The sequence below is a fragment of the Paenimyroides marinum genome (genome assembly GCF_900108395.1).
In the GTDB taxonomy this organism is placed as follows: domain Bacteria; phylum Bacteroidota; class Bacteroidia; order Flavobacteriales; family Flavobacteriaceae; genus Flavobacterium; species Flavobacterium marinum.
Genome location: NZ_FNXE01000054.1, coordinates 1 through 14,216, shown reverse-complemented (window position 1 = coordinate 14,216; position 14,216 = coordinate 1). Strand labels below are relative to the sequence as shown.

General features: G+C 33.8%; 15 protein-coding genes. 10 read left to right on the top strand and 5 right to left on the bottom strand.

Annotated elements, in window-relative coordinates; genetic code table 11:
- The 3 genes from BLW20_RS13230 to BLW20_RS13220 form a co-directional block, all read right to left on the bottom strand.
- On the bottom strand, positions 1-230 hold a 230-nt coding region (locus BLW20_RS13230), incomplete at its 3' end, for a DUF4372 domain-containing protein (protein ID WP_143037811.1).
- Between the two features lie 162 nt (positions 231-392).
- Positions 393-1,031, bottom strand: a complete 639-nt coding sequence (locus tag BLW20_RS13225) for an outer membrane beta-barrel protein (RefSeq protein ID WP_091102187.1) — start codon at positions 1,029-1,031, stop codon at positions 393-395.
- A gap of 205 nt (positions 1,032-1,236) precedes the next feature.
- Positions 1,237-4,311: a leucine--tRNA ligase gene (locus BLW20_RS13220; RefSeq protein WP_091102183.1), complete on the bottom strand. Its 3,075-nt coding sequence runs from the start codon at positions 4,309-4,311 to the stop codon at positions 1,237-1,239.
- 195 nt (positions 4,312-4,506) lie between these two features.
- Here BLW20_RS13220 and BLW20_RS13215 point away from each other — a divergent pair, with 195 nt between their 5' ends.
- The 10 genes from BLW20_RS13215 (at position 4,507) to BLW20_RS13170 (ending at position 12,017) form a co-directional block, all read left to right on the top strand.
- Positions 4,507-4,788, top strand: coding sequence for a hypothetical protein (locus BLW20_RS13215; RefSeq protein WP_091102179.1), 282 nt, complete (start codon positions 4,507-4,509; stop codon positions 4,786-4,788).
- A gap of 179 nt (positions 4,789-4,967) precedes the next feature.
- Positions 4,968-6,065 (top strand): helix-turn-helix domain-containing protein, encoded by a 1,098-nt coding sequence (locus tag BLW20_RS13210; protein WP_091102177.1) that lies wholly within the window; start codon positions 4,968-4,970, stop codon positions 6,063-6,065.
- Between the two features lie 131 nt (positions 6,066-6,196).
- A complete protein-coding gene (locus BLW20_RS13205; RefSeq protein ID WP_091102173.1) occupies positions 6,197-6,982 on the top strand; it encodes an SDR family NAD(P)-dependent oxidoreductase in 786 nt (261 codons plus the stop codon).
- Positions 6,979-7,947: an NAD-dependent epimerase/dehydratase family protein gene (locus BLW20_RS13200; RefSeq protein ID WP_091102170.1), complete on the top strand. Its 969-nt coding sequence runs from the start codon at positions 6,979-6,981 to the stop codon at positions 7,945-7,947. The genes BLW20_RS13205 and BLW20_RS13200 overlap by 4 nt, the downstream gene beginning before the upstream one ends.
- 117 nt (positions 7,948-8,064) lie before the next feature.
- Positions 8,065-8,943, top strand: a complete 879-nt coding sequence (locus tag BLW20_RS13195; protein ID WP_091102165.1) for a cell division protein FtsX — start codon at positions 8,065-8,067, stop codon at positions 8,941-8,943.
- A 3-nt stretch (positions 8,944-8,946) separates the two neighbouring features.
- Positions 8,947-9,189, top strand: a complete 243-nt coding sequence (locus tag BLW20_RS13190) for a DUF3098 domain-containing protein (protein WP_091102162.1) — start codon at positions 8,947-8,949, stop codon at positions 9,187-9,189.
- Between the two features lie 11 nt (positions 9,190-9,200).
- Positions 9,201-10,007, top strand: a complete 807-nt coding sequence (locus tag BLW20_RS13185) for an undecaprenyl-diphosphate phosphatase (RefSeq protein WP_091102159.1) — start codon at positions 9,201-9,203, stop codon at positions 10,005-10,007.
- A 3-nt stretch (positions 10,008-10,010) separates the two neighbouring features.
- Complete coding sequence (truB, locus tag BLW20_RS13180; protein WP_091102155.1) at positions 10,011-10,730, top strand: tRNA pseudouridine(55) synthase TruB; 720 nt, start codon at positions 10,011-10,013, stop codon at positions 10,728-10,730.
- A 15-nt stretch (positions 10,731-10,745) separates the two neighbouring features.
- Positions 10,746-11,363: a YiiX/YebB-like N1pC/P60 family cysteine hydrolase gene (locus tag BLW20_RS13175; RefSeq protein WP_091102151.1), complete on the top strand. Its 618-nt coding sequence runs from the start codon at positions 10,746-10,748 to the stop codon at positions 11,361-11,363.
- A gap of 48 nt (positions 11,364-11,411) precedes the next feature.
- Positions 11,412-12,017 (top strand): hypothetical protein, encoded by a 606-nt coding sequence (locus tag BLW20_RS13170; protein ID WP_143037810.1) that lies wholly within the window; start codon positions 11,412-11,414, stop codon positions 12,015-12,017.
- 65 nt (positions 12,018-12,082) lie between these two features.
- Here the strand turns inward: BLW20_RS13170 and BLW20_RS13165 are convergent, their stop codons facing one another.
- Together BLW20_RS13165 and BLW20_RS13160 are read right to left on the bottom strand one after the other, a co-directional pair.
- A complete protein-coding gene (locus BLW20_RS13165) occupies positions 12,083-12,502 on the bottom strand; it encodes a CBS domain-containing protein (RefSeq protein ID WP_091102145.1) in 420 nt (139 codons plus the stop codon).
- A gap of 578 nt (positions 12,503-13,080) precedes the next feature.
- A complete protein-coding gene (locus BLW20_RS13160; RefSeq protein ID WP_245725337.1) occupies positions 13,081-13,452 on the bottom strand; it encodes a helix-turn-helix domain-containing protein in 372 nt (123 codons plus the stop codon).
- Positions 13,453-14,216: the final 764 nt, after the last annotated feature.

The window sequence follows — 14,216 nt, the reverse complement described above, 5'->3', positions numbered from 1 at the left end:
TTCCCTTCCAAACCTCGCATCCCGTCACAGATTTCAGCCATTGAATCGCACCGGCTCAATATCCCGAACAGCATCGTTGTAAGTTGTGTCCAAGAATCAAAAGTCTTGTAATATCGGTCGGAACTATGCTTGTAGACAAGCATATCAAATTTATCTTTTGGAATAAAATTGATGATTTGTTTGAAAATCGGCTGACCGACTAATTTCTTTTCTGTATCTTTATTGCTCATATTTTTGATTTGTCGTAAAACCAAAATATGAAAAAAGGAGCTAACCACAATGGGAAGCTCCTTAATTTTGAAAAGTTAGTCGGTTAGTAGTGATAAGATTTATCTCCTATTTATTAAAAAAGGAAGATGTCAATTTAAAAATATAAAATTTGTTTAGGAAGTCTATTCTGTTGTTCCTTTAATAGTAATGCCTAAAGATACTATATAATTTCTAAAATCGTTTGGTTTGGAATAAAATCCGTTGCCAAAAGCATTTTGATAGCCTGCTTTAGCAGTGATATACATCGAAGTAAAATCTTCTTTATCTAACGTTAACAGTTTATAAGAAGCTTCGGCATACGGCGTTAACAGATAATACACATCGGTTTTAATTTTTTTAGGTACGTTCCACGATGTCCCTATTCCTGTGTCGGTATCCCAAAAGTCTTCTTCAGTGGTTTCATTTCTGTTTCGCAACACATTGATTAAAACACCGTTTGAGAAACCGAATCCCATGGTGAATTTTTGGGTATTAATCACATCGTATTGTAAAGGAACACTTATGGCGTACATGTTAATCAGCGTACGGTCGGTATCATATCCAAAACCGTGATTAAACCTGGGGCTCGCAGCATAAAAATTACCACCTAAAGAAAAGGCATCGGTAAAATAATAACGAGCAGACAAATCGAAACCAATGCCCTGGTTACCAAAATTAGGTATTGTTGTAACACCAATGGTAGCAGCTAAATCGTTTGGTTGTGATTGCGAAAAAGATAGTTGTGTAAATAAAAAAGCGGTAAAAAGTAGTCTATTTTTCATAATGATCGATTTGGTTTATACGCACAAAAAGTAAGCCAAAAAGAAACCGCTCGATAAAATGAGCGGTTTCTTATTAATTATTTTGATTTTACATCTCCGTATCATCACTTCGAGTAAATTTCATAGCATAGCAAAGAAATTGTTATCGAGAAGTCTTCATTTAATTACAAGTTCTCGACAAGCTCGAACTGACGAAGGTTTATTTTTAAAACCCAGCCAGATTGATGATTTTCCCCGGAACAATAATTATTTTTTTAGGTGTTTTGCCTTGTAACTGTGCCTGTGTACGTTCATCGTTCATAATGATTTCTTCGATTTGTTCTGCGGTTAAATCTAAAGGTAATTCAATTTTAAAACGCATTTTTCCATTGAATGAAACCGGATATTCTTTAGAACTTTCTACCAAATATTTCTCCTCAAATTCAGGAAATGCTTGTTTTGAAATCGAATCAGTATGACCCAACATATTCCATAATTCTTCTGCAATATGTGGTGCATAAGGCGAAATTACGATTGCCAACGGTTCTAAAATAGCGCGGTGGTTACATTTTTGCTGTTGCAGTTCGTTTACACAGATCATGAATTGGGAAACCGATGTGTTGAACGAAAAATTCTCGATATCTTCGGTTACCTTTTTAATGGTTTTGTGTAACGATTTGTACATTTCGGCGGTAGGTTCGTCGTTGGTAACAATCAACCCGTTATCGTCTGCATACAAACGCCATAATTTTTTAAGGAAACCAAACACACCAGTAATACCTGCGGTATTCCAAGGTTTTGCCTGTTCCAACGGACCTAAAAACATTTCGTACAAACGCAATGTATCTGCTCCGTATTCCTCACAAATATCATCGGGATTTACGACATTGTATTTCGATTTGGACATTTTTTCAACCTCTCGAGAAACGTAGAAAATACCATTATCCGTAATGAATTTAGCGTCCTGATATTGAAAATCATTGGACTTTAATCTTTCAAAATCTAATTCATTTTTTAAATTCACGTAATCTACAGGAACGTGTGTTTTATAATAGTTAAAAAGATTAGCATAACCTACTTTCCCTGCTAACCCAGATTTGTCAATTTCATCTATAACAATTTTAGAAATTTCATCTATCAAGTCTTTTCTTTTTTTCATATGAAGAACATCTTCATCCGTAGATGGGTTATTAATTGTTGTTCTAAAGTATTTAATAAGTTCTTCAGAGAAGATGTAGTCTTTAATAAAGGCTACTTTATCTTGTAGTTTTTTAAATTCCTTTATTTCTTCAGAAGTAAACTCTATTCCTCCAATTCTACCTAAAATAACCCCTATTCTATGAATAAAAGCACTTTCCCCCAAAATCATTCCTTGATTTATCAGTTTTTGAAATGGTTCTTCGGTTGGCACAATATTCATATCCTTTAAAAACTTGTTCCAAAAACGCGAGTACAATAAATGCCCTGTTGCGTGCTCGCTTCCACCAATGTATAAATCCACGTTTTGCCAGTAATCAATAGCCTCTTTTGATGCAATTTCGTTTTCATTATCAACGTCCATATAACGCAACCAATACCAGGACGAACCTGCCCAACCCGGCATCGTATTCAACTCCAATGGAAAAATGGTTGTGTGATTGACTTCTGTGTTTGCAACTACTTTATTGTTTACGGTATCCCATGCCCAAACAGACGCGTTTCCTAAAGGTGGCTGACCGTCTTCGGTTGGTAAATATTTTTCTACTTCAGGTAAAACAATCGGTAAATGTTTTGGATCGATCATTTTAGGCAAGCCGTTCACATAATAAACCGGAAACGGTTCGCCCCAATAACGCTGACGAGAGAAAACCGCATCACGCAAACGATAGTTTACTTTTGCTTTTCCTTGTCCGATTTTTTCTAATTCGGCAATAACTTTTTCAGTAGCTGCCTTATAATCCAATCCGTTTAAGAAATCAGAATTTTGCAGTTCAAAACCGCTTTTTTCGGTAAATGCCCCTTCAGAAATATCCTGATTGAAAATATTAATGATTTCCGGCATTCCGTTTTGACCTGCAAAATGCTTTGCAAACGCATAATCACGTTCATCGCCACACGGAACCGCCATTACCGCACCTGTTCCATAACCAGCTAATACATAATCGCCAATCCAGACGGCAACCGGTTCTTTGGTAAAAGGATGTTCTGCATACGCACCGGTAAACACGCCCGAAATGGTTTTTACATCTGCCATACGCTCACGTTCCGAGCGTTTCGAAGTAGCTTCTATATAAGCATCCACCTCGGCTTTTTGTTCTGCTGTTGTTATTTTTGCAACCAAATCATGCTCTGGAGCTAATGTCATAAAATTAACACCAAAAATAGTATCAGGACGGGTTGTGAAAACTTCGATGGGTATTGGATGCTGGGTGTTGGATGCTGGAATAACGTTAAAAGTAACCGACGCTCCAACCGATTTTCCGATCCAGTTGCGTTGTGCTTCTTTAATGGATTCACTCCAATCAATAGTTTCCAAACCTTGTAACAAACGCTCGGCATACGCAGAAATTCGCATAGACCATTGTGTCATCTTTTTACGAATAACAGGATGACCGCCACGTTCTGAAACGCCGTTGACAATTTCGTCGTTCGCCAAAACAGTTCCCAATGCAGGGCACCAGTTTACCTCGGTTTCAGCCAAATACGTCAATCTATATTTTAATAAAATACGTTCTTGTTCATCGGCAGAAAAAGCATTCCACTGATCGGCAGAAAAAATATCAATATTTTCATCGGATACCGCATTTACACTGGCATTTCCTTCTTTAGAAAAAACATCAATTAATGTGCTGATACTTTCAGCTTTATCGGTCGCTCTATTGTACCACGAATTAAACAACTGAATAAAAATTTGCTGTGTGTGTTTGTAATATTCCGGGTTCGATGTACGTACTTCTCTATTCCAATCAAACGAAAACCCAATTTTATCTAACTGTTCGCGGTATCTTTTAATATTGGTTTCGGTAGTAACCGCGGGATGTTGCCCGGTTTGAATGGCATATTGTTCTGCCGGCAATCCAAAAGAATCGTATCCTTGCGGATGCAACACATTAAATCCTTGATGGCGTTTGTAGCGTGCATAAATATCAGATGCGATATATCCTAACGGATGCCCCACGTGCAAACCTGCTCCTGATGGATACGGAAACATATCTAACACGTAATATTTTGGTTTTGTTGATTGATTTTCTGCTTTAAATGTTTGGTTTTCTTCCCAATATTTCTGCCACTTGGCTTCGATTTCGTTTGGATTGTATTTCATTTGTAAACCTTTCTTTTTTAACGTTTACAAAATTACTTTAAATTCTGTAGATTACTAATTTTTTTACTTTTATAAGCAGAATAATACGTTTAACCAAAAATTAAAACACTAAAGTTTGCAATTTTATTTATTTTTTTAGATTAAAAAGGATATATTTGCGTGATTTTTTAGAAAAATACGATTAAGACAGATTTTATGAATTTAGCATTCAAACCCATTGAAAAAGAGAATATCGAAGGATTAAATTTTCCTGCGACTGATGTTTTAACAGATCCACAAGAGATTGTAAATCGTAAAGGAGAATTAGAAAATGCAATGGCAATGGGAAACATTGATCATGTTAAAATTGCTATTTTCTTTGAAGACGATAAAGATCTTTGGGTAACAAACACTACCATTTGGGCTGTAACTCCTGAACATATTGTTTTGAAAAAAGGTGTTACTATTCCCATTAACAGAATTTACCGCATTATGTAACTTATTTAGTAATGTATCAGGATCCGGCTCAATGCCGGATTTTTGTTTTTTTGAAAATATTTAAAAAGTAAAATAATTACAACCAATAAATTACAAGAATTTTCGTTATCATTTTAAAACATAATATTTATATTTGATGATGAAGACACTACAATTTAATAAACTTCTATAAAACTGTAATGGATTTAAATGCGTTGATTTGTACACTAATAGTGGGCGGATTGTTATTATTATCGTTCATTAAACTTAGTAACGCTATTGAGGTAAACCGGAAGGCGAATATTTACTTTGGGATTTTTGTACTGCTTTGGTCAACATTTTGGTTAGACGAAATGATTATTCCCGATTTGTTAGACCAAAACACATTGTTATTTGCTATTACACGATTCATTCAATTTTTAGTACCCGTTACGTTTTTTATAAGTGTGCTTTTTTATATTAATCCGCATTTCAAATATTCGCTTAAAGATTGCAGGTTTTTAATTGTTCCTTTACTATTTCTGATCCTATTATTCTGCAAACCGCTGTTAAAAGAATCGCTTTTTAATATTCTTTATATTGTAATTGTTCTGGCTCATTCTTTGTTTTACACCGTATCTGCTTATTTAAAAATCCAAAAGCATCAAAAAGACATTGAACTGTTTTCGTCCAACACTGAGTTTATCGATTTAAAATGGATAAAATACATCATTTATTCTTTTATAACCTCATCGGTATTAATCATCATATACAGTGCTTTTACAACTGGTGACGGATTAAATCTCTACATCAATCTGTTTTTCTTAGTGGTGGTTTATTTGGTAACTTTTTATTCGATTAAACAAAAAGAAATTTACCCAAGAGGATTGGATATTGAGAAAACCATCGAACCTTTGGATAACTCTGAAAACAATAATGAAACACCAAAGAACAAATTATTGAGCGACGACGAACTTGATACTTTAAAGCACCACCTGCTTCAATTAATGGAACGCGAAAAACCTTATTTAGACAGCGAGCTTAACTTAGTGAAACTGGCAGAAAAATTACAACTTTCGAGCCACCAGCTTTCGTATGTGATCAATAACGGTTTTAATGAGAATTTTTTCCATTTCATAAACAAATACAGAGTTCAAAAAGCGGAAGAATTATTAACAAACCCGAAGTGGGATCATTTAAACATATTAGCGATAGGTTTTGAATCCGGATTTAATTCTAAAACATCTTTTAACACCACTTTTAAAAAAATGACTTCATACACGCCGACCGAATACCGAAAAAAACGTTCTAATTTATAAACACGAACACATAATACATTGATTATAAATCAATTAACTATTTTTGAAATTTAGTTGTTCGCATCTATAAATCAGGGCATTTAAAGGTAAGCTGACCAGTAGTTTTACAGCATTAATTTATCTTTTTCAAAATGAAAGAAACATTTGCTGTAATTACAGGAGCGAGTCAGGGTTTGGGAAAATCGTTTGCTCAAGAACTGGCTCAGAAAAAAATCAATCTTATCCTCATTAGTTTACCCAATGAAGGATTGTCTGATTTATGTAAAAATTTTCAGGAACAATTCGGAATCCGTGCCGTTCATTACGAAACCGACCTGAGTACACAAGAAAACGTATTAACATTAGCTAACTGGATTAATGAAAACTATGCCGTTAAGATATTAATCAACAATGCCGGTGTGGGTGGTACCAAAAAATTCGATGAAGCTTCATCAGCATACATTGAAAAAATCATTCAGATTAATGTTATGGCAACAACATTATTGACACATCAATTATTAGCAAACCTAAAAAAGCAGGATAAATCCTACATTCTCAATGTATCGAGTCTTGCTGCATTTTCTCCGATAGGCTATAAAACGGTTTACCCCGCATCAAAGGCTTTTATTCATTCATTTTCAAGAGGGTTGTATCAAGAGTTAAAAGCAACGAACGTGTTTGTTAGCGTCGTAAATCCCGGTCCGATGAAAACCAATGAGGACACCACCAAACGAATCGAAGGTCAAGGCTTTTTAGCAAGTATGACTGCGTTGAAACCGGAAAAAGTAGCTAAATACTGTATTCAGCAATTAGAGAAAAGAGATACGGTAATTATGGTTAATCGCTTTAGCTGGTTGTGTTTAAGAATCCTTCCTATCTGGATAAAACTTCCTATGTTGACCAATAAAATCAAAAAAGAATTAACCATTACACCATGAAAAGAATCTTTATAACCGGGATTACCGGATTGTTAGGAACCAACCTGGCAAACGCATTGTTAGACCTCAATTATGAGGTAACAGCCATTATTAGGAACCCTGATAAATACATCGGAAAACGAACCGGTAATTTGAATTTGGTACAAATGGATCTGTGGGGCGATTATGACAAATATTTAAACGAAGCAGACATTGTTGTACACATTGCTGCCGAAACCGGTACGCATTTAATTAAATATGCTGATTATGAAAGAACTAATTATGATGCAACTATCCGCTTATTTGAAAAAGCGAAAGAACAAAAAGTAGCACAATTTATTTTTATAAGTTCGGCAAATACCATTGGATATGGAAGTCTAAAAGCATTAGGAAACGAAACAAAAAAGATCCAAAAACCTTTTGCCAAACTGTTTTATGCACAGAGTAAATTACAAGCCGAAAAATACCTGTTTACCCAAAACCAGGAAATACAGGTAAAAATCCTGAACCCTACATTTATGATTGGAGCCTACGACAGTAAACCGAGTTCCGGAAAAATTATATTGATGGGTTTAAAAAAACGTATTGTATTTTATCCGCCCGGTGGAAAAAATTTTGTTCCGGTTAAAGACGTTGTAAATGCCATAATAAATGCGTTCCATAAGGGAGCTTCCGGAGAAAAATATCTGATTGCAGGAACTAATTTATCTTATAAGACTTTCTTTAAGGAATTACGCAGTATTAGCAACCAAAAGCAGATTTTAATTCCAATTCCCAAATTTTTATTGCTGACCGTTGGTTCTTTTGGAAGTTTTATGCGGAAACTGAACATTGAAACGAGTTTAAGTTCATCAAACATGAAAACGCTTTGTGTAAAAAATTATTACACTAATCAAAAATCAATTCAGGAACTTAACGTCCAATATTCCTCTTTAAATAACGCAATTAAAGAAGCCATCGATTATTTTGAGCAGAACCCTAATTAAGCTAAATTCTTGTTAATATTTATAAAAACGATTAGCCTAAATAAATTAATTCATTCCATTATAGGTACAAAAACAATTTTCTTTACTATTTTTACCCTTTAAAAAATAAAACTTGTTATGGCTACAGCGTACGAAAAATATCAAAACCGCAGATTAATATCTTCTTACTTTTCGGTTGTTTTAAGTATTTTTTTAGTGTTGTTTTTGTTGGGATCATTAGGAATGTTCGTTATTAATTACGAAAAAATATCGAACAATTTCAAAGAGAATATCCCCATGTCTATTTACTTTAAAGAAAATGTAAATGAAGACCAATTGGCAACTTATCAAACCGAATTAGGACAACAGAAATTTATAAAAGACCTTACTTTCGTACATAAAGATTCAGCTGCTAACGAACATCAAAAAACCATTGGCGAAGATTTCGTAAAATTCTTAGGGTTTAACCCGCTACAACACTCATTTGATTTGCATTTTAACGGTGAATATGTAGAGCGGGATTCTATTAAAAACATTGAGCTTTCTATTAAAGAAAACCCTTTGGTTGACGAAGTGGTTTACGATTCGCAATTGGTTGATCTGGTTAATAAAAACATTAAAACCATCAGCTTTTGGGTGTTGATAATAAGTGGTTTCTTTGCAGTTATAGCCATGTTGTTAATCAATAGTTCCTTGCGGTTATCTATCTATTCTAAAAGATTCATCATTAAAACCATGCAAATGGTCGGAGCTACAAAATCGTTCATTCGCAAACCGTTCATTTGGAACAGCGTAAAACTGGGAATGATTGGTTCTGTTCTGGCAGTTATCGGTATTTTGAGTTTAACATCGTACGCCGATAAAAAATTACCAACCCTGGGTTTAATGAGCGATTCGAAATCTATTTTCATGGTTTGTGGTGCCGTGTTTGTTGTGGGTATAATTATCACTTACATAAGTACTTATTTTGCCACACAACGTTTTTTAAATTTAAAATCAGACGATTTATACTTATAATCTATGAAAAATAATACCGAAAAAACTTTTTTGTTCAGTAAAGAAAACTACATCGTTTTATTAGCAGGTGTAGCTGTAATTGCTTTAGGATTTTTATTAATGGCTGGCGGAAACAGTGAAGATCCAAATGTGTTTAACGAAGCTGTTTTCAGTTTCAGACGCATTCGTTTGGCGCCGACAGTTATTTTTATTGGTTTTGGAATTTGCATTTATTCCATCTTTAAATCGCCAAAAAAACAATCATAAAAACACTTTAAATGGATTTATTACAAGCCATCATCATTGCAATTGTTGAAGGACTGACCGAATATTTGCCTATTTCATCTACGGCACACATGGGATTCACCGCAGCCCTTTTGGGAATGGAAGAATCTGAGTTTTTAAAAATGTTTCAGGTTTCTATTCAGTTTGGTGCTATTTTATCTATCGTGGTGCTGTACTGGAAAAAATTCTTTGATTTCAGCAACCTGAATTTTTATTTTAAATTGGCTGTTGCCGTTATTCCCGCATTGGGACTGGGTTATTTGTTAGACGATAAAATTGAAGCCGTTCTGGGAAATCAAATCGCGATTTCATCTGTTTTGGTTTGGGGCGGAATTGTACTTTTATTTGTTGACAAATGGTTTAAAAACCCTAAAATTCACGATGAAAAAGATATTTCGTACAAAACGGCAATTGCCATTGGTTTTTGGCAATGTCTGGCAATGATGCCCGGTACCTCACGTTCAGCCGCGTCAATTATTGGCGGAATGACACAAGGTTTAAGCAGAAAAGCCGCTGCAGAATTTTCATTCTTTTTAGCCGTTCCCACCATGCTTGCCGTTACCGTTTACTCCATTTTTGTAAAAACCTGGAGCAACGACATGAAAGGATACGAGATGATTTTACAAGATCAGGATCACATCAATCTATTTATTATTGGAAACGTTATAGCCTTTATTACCGCATTAATAGCCGTGAAAACTTTTATTGCCGTATTAACAAAATATGGCTTTAAATTCTGGGGTTGGTACCGTATTGTAATCGGAATTGTTTTATTAATTTACTTTTACACAGCCAGCTGATTCATGGAGAAATTAACCAAAGAGCAATTTTTAGAAGGACAAATTTTACTGATTGACAAACCACTGACCTGGTCATCGTTTCAGGCGGTAAACAAGATAAAATATGCCTTGATTAAAAATCTGGATTTACCTAAAAAATTTAAAATTGGGCACGCCGGCACGTTAGATCCGTTGGCATCGGGTTTATTGATTATCTGTACCGGTAAATTTACCAAACGAATCGCTGAATTACAAGGTCAGATTAAAGAATACACCGGAACTATTACAGTTGGTGCAACAACGCCGTCATACGATTTAGAAACCGAAGTAAATCAAACGTTTCCTACCGATCATATATCGAACGAATTAATCGAAGAAACCCGTAAAAAGTTTATTGGAACTATTGATCAGTTCCCTCCTATTTTTTCTGCCATTAAAAAAGACGGAAAACGATTGTATGAACACGCCCGTGCCGGTGAAGAAGTGGAAATTAAATCGCGTAAAATTGAAATTACCGAATTTGAAATTACCCGAGTGGAGCTCCCCGAAATTGATTTTAGAGTAGTTTGTAGCAAAGGCACTTACATTCGGTCAGTAGCTTTTGATTTTGGAAAAGCGTTAAATTCGGGCGGACATTTAACTGCTTTACGCAGAACTAAAATAGGCAATTTTTCTGTGGACGATGCTATGGAACCTTTGGCTTTTGAAAAAATTTACAACCCAAATTTTAAAGAAGTCGAATAAGCTTCTTTTTTGCTTATGAAAACAATAATCTTCTTTTTACTATTCTCCATATCCGTTTTTGCTCAGAAAACCGAATTAAAAAGCGGCGATTTGTTGTTTATCAACATCAATTGTGGTGGTATGTGCGATGCTATTAATGCCGTTACCGAAGGTTTTAACGGCAATGATTTCAATCACGTGGGAATGGTTTATTCTGATAACAACAAAGATTTTTTTGTTTATGAAGCCATTAGTAAGGGCGTCGTAAAAACACCAATTAACGATTTTTTAAAACGGACTGACGTCGTATATAAAGGAACTTTGACAGAACCTTTTCAGCACTTGATTCCATTGGCAGCGACATTTTGCCAAATGCAGTTAGGTGTTCCGTACGACAATGATTTTTTGTACGACAACGGCAAATACTATTGTTCCGAATTAATTTACGATGCGTTTAAATTTGCCAATAACAACAAACCTTTTTTTAAATTATTCCCAATGACATATAAAGAACCTAATTCTGAAAATTTCTTTCCGGTTTGGGTAGAACATTTTGCAAAACAGGGCATTGAAATCCCTGAAGGAGAACCGGGTTGTAATCCTGGCGGAATGAGTTTAGATAAGAAAATAAAAATGGCTGAATTAAAATTTTAATCAACCGTTCACAGAAAATTCGTAGTTTTGAGAAAATCAACTAGCATTATGAAAAACATATTTCTTACTTTTCTTTTTGTCTGTCTTCTTTTTTCTTGCAAAAAGCCTTTGGCTAATTTTACCGATCCGCAACCTGTAAACTCAAAAGACATCACTGAATTTCCTAAGAAAATCATCGGATCTTATCACAATTACGAAACCAATACCGATGTAACAATAGATCGTTCTACGGTTTTATTGACAAATCATTTTACCGATACATTAAACAAAACCAACCTTTTAGAATTACAAAAAGAGATAAAATTGGAGACTATTCCGTTAAACGATTCTTTGTTTATTACAAAATATGCAACAACAGATACCTTATTTAGCATTGGAAAAACCGGAATATTACGCAAATTAAAAGGTCATTATTTTTTAAATTCGTTAAATTCAGAGAATAATTGGGAAGTAAAAAAATTAACCTATAAAAACAACATCGTCTCTATTAGCGATATTTATAACGAAGAAAGCATTCAAAAACTAGACGAAATTACAGAAACAGCGTCAGACAGTATCAGACCAAAAACATATACTTTAACCAGAAAACAATTTAAAGAATTTGTGGTTAAAAATGGTTTTACTACCGAAAGTACTTTTATCAGACAAAAATAAAAACTGTACAAAAACAGAAATCATTAAAACAACAGGTCTGAAAATTTCAGACCTGTTGTTTTAACTTAATATTGTTCTAAAAAATAGTTTAATAGATCGGTAGTTGTTACAATACCAACCAGCTCATTATCATTTTCTACAACCGGAAGCGAGTGAAATGATTGTTTTGCTAAAATTTCAACAACTTCTTTCACCGTTGTTTCAGCCGTAACCGTCAGCGGAACTTTTGCCATAACCTGTGGAATCGTAAACATATCGTACACAACAGATTCCACCGTATCTTCATTATCAGTAACATCTGCATAGCTTATTTTCAACAAATCAGAATAACTTAAAACACCTACAATTTTCTTACCTTCAACAACAGGAATATGTCTGATACCATGTTTCTTGAATAAACTTTCAGCTTCGTAAAGCGATTGATTCGTTGTTAATGTTTCTAAATTTTTGGTCATAATCTGTGATACCGGAACTCTTTGCTTCATAATAATTTGTTTTTATTTATTTTTAGATATTTGTATTTAAAAACTTTTCGTTTTCTTGTACAAATATATAGTTCATCTTTTTCAAAAATTATGACAAATAACATAGTTATTTAAGTATTTTTTTTGTAAATTTAAATAGCGTAGCCAAGCGTTTCTTTTGCTAAAATCAAAATTCGAACTAATAGAAATATTTAAAAACTAATTGCAATATTAAAGAGGCTGTCCGAAAAGTGCATTTTGAGCGAAACGGAGTGAAGTCGAAAAATCTAAAGTACTGATTATATGAGATTTTTCCTTCGTCAGAATGAACTATACTTAATTATTTTACTTTTCGGACACTTTCTTTTTATTTTTATACTAACTAATCTGAAACTTTGTACCAAAGTTATCTAAACGACTTATTATATACAAGCCGTCACTTCGAGTAGCGTAACGCAGTACAGTGTATCGAGAAGTTTTTAACTACAATTTCTCGACAGGCTTCGGTTCTCGACTTTAGTTTATCTTGAGCTTGTCGAAAGGCTCGAACTGACAAGGTTTTAACACATTCCTCTTTTGGTGGAAACTCTAATAATCATTTATTTTATTAAACTTTTTAACAAAGCAATTTGCTCGTCTTTTGCCTGTATTAGTTTTTCAAAAACCTCTTTATTGTCCTGATAAAAATGTTCAACATTTCCAAAAGACTGTTGTTCTGAAAAGGTTTGGTTAAATATTTTATCCGTTTTAATATCAAAAAAGTCAGAATAGTCTTTTTCCAGAATTTTCTTTATTTGCAAAAAACGCTCTAAAGTTAGTTTAGATTCCATACGCTCAATTTTATTGTAAGCTGATGGACTGATACCTAATTCAACCGCCATAACATCGTGCGAATATCCTTTTTCTTTACGTGATTCTCTTATTTTTGAAATTACTTTTTCTACTTCTTCTATTTCGTTAAAATTCTCCATAACCGAAAAATATTTTCCGTAAAAGTAAATAAAATACCCTAAAAACGAAATTTCAAGTTGTTAATTTTTGTGAGATTTGTATTTTAATTTTAAATCATATATAAGAAGGAATTGAAAAAATAGAAGGAATAGAACGTTATACCAAATGCTCTAAATGTGGAGTAGAGAGAAATTTTTTATCTCTTATTACACCATGTCGAATGGGAGGTTCACACTCTTGGGGTACTAGCGGAACTCGTTGGGTAAATGACTAAGATTATTCCATAAAGAACAAAGGTTTGTTTTTTAACCTTTGTTCTATTTTAATAGTTCCATCAACTCATTCTGCATAGAAATTCCTTTATCGTTATTGTACCAAATCTGGATACCTTCTTTCACTTTTTCATTAAAACCACCGTTTTCGTCTAACAGTCTTTTTACTTCAATTTGTGCGGTTGTAGGGCGTGGTTTTATTGAAAAAGAAAATTAAAAAAAGATCAAAAGCAAAAAAAACAATACCTTTGTGATACTATCAAATGATACTATCATTAATATGAAACCACCTTATCAAATAACAGATAAAATTTCACTACTAACCGACTAACTTTTCAAAATTAAGGAGCTTCCCATTGTGGTTAGCTCCTTTTTTCATATTTTGGTTTTACGACAAATCAAAAATATGAGCAATAAAGATACAGAAAAGAAATTAGTCGGTCAGCCGATTTTCAAACAAATCATCAATTTTATTCCAAAAGATAAATTTGATATGCTTGTCTACAAGCATA

Bases quoted from the DNA above. Each gene is read 5' to 3' on its own strand.
- BLW20_RS13205 (WP_091102173.1), top strand. From the start codon at position 6,197: ATGAAAGAAACATTTGCTGTAATTACAGGAGCGAGTCAGGGTTTGGGA.
- BLW20_RS13190 (WP_091102162.1), top strand. From the start codon at position 8,947: ATGAAAAATAATACCGAAAAAACTTTTTTGTTCAGTAAAGAAAACTAC.
- BLW20_RS13210 (WP_091102177.1), top strand. From the start codon at position 4,968: ATGGATTTAAATGCGTTGATTTGTACACTAATAGTGGGCGGATTGTTA.
- BLW20_RS13185 (WP_091102159.1), top strand. From the start codon at position 9,201: ATGGATTTATTACAAGCCATCATCATTGCAATTGTTGAAGGACTGACC.
- BLW20_RS13220 (WP_091102183.1), bottom strand. From the start codon at position 4,311: ATGAAATACAATCCAAACGAAATCGAAGCCAAGTGGCAGAAATATTGG.
- BLW20_RS13175 (WP_091102151.1), top strand. From the start codon at position 10,746: ATGAAAACAATAATCTTCTTTTTACTATTCTCCATATCCGTTTTTGCT.
- truB (WP_091102155.1), top strand. From the start codon at position 10,011: ATGGAGAAATTAACCAAAGAGCAATTTTTAGAAGGACAAATTTTACTG.
- BLW20_RS13165 (WP_091102145.1), bottom strand. From the start codon at position 12,502: ATGAAGCAAAGAGTTCCGGTATCACAGATTATGACCAAAAATTTAGAA.
- BLW20_RS13195 (WP_091102165.1), top strand. From the start codon at position 8,065: ATGGCTACAGCGTACGAAAAATATCAAAACCGCAGATTAATATCTTCT.
- BLW20_RS13200 (WP_091102170.1), top strand. From the start codon at position 6,979: ATGAAAAGAATCTTTATAACCGGGATTACCGGATTGTTAGGAACCAAC.
- BLW20_RS13170 (WP_143037810.1), top strand. From the start codon at position 11,412: ATGAAAAACATATTTCTTACTTTTCTTTTTGTCTGTCTTCTTTTTTCT.
- BLW20_RS13225 (WP_091102187.1), bottom strand. From the start codon at position 1,031: ATGAAAAATAGACTACTTTTTACCGCTTTTTTATTTACACAACTATCT.
- BLW20_RS13215 (WP_091102179.1), top strand. From the start codon at position 4,507: ATGAATTTAGCATTCAAACCCATTGAAAAAGAGAATATCGAAGGATTA.
- BLW20_RS13160 (WP_245725337.1), bottom strand. From the start codon at position 13,452: ATGGAGAATTTTAACGAAATAGAAGAAGTAGAAAAAGTAATTTCAAAA.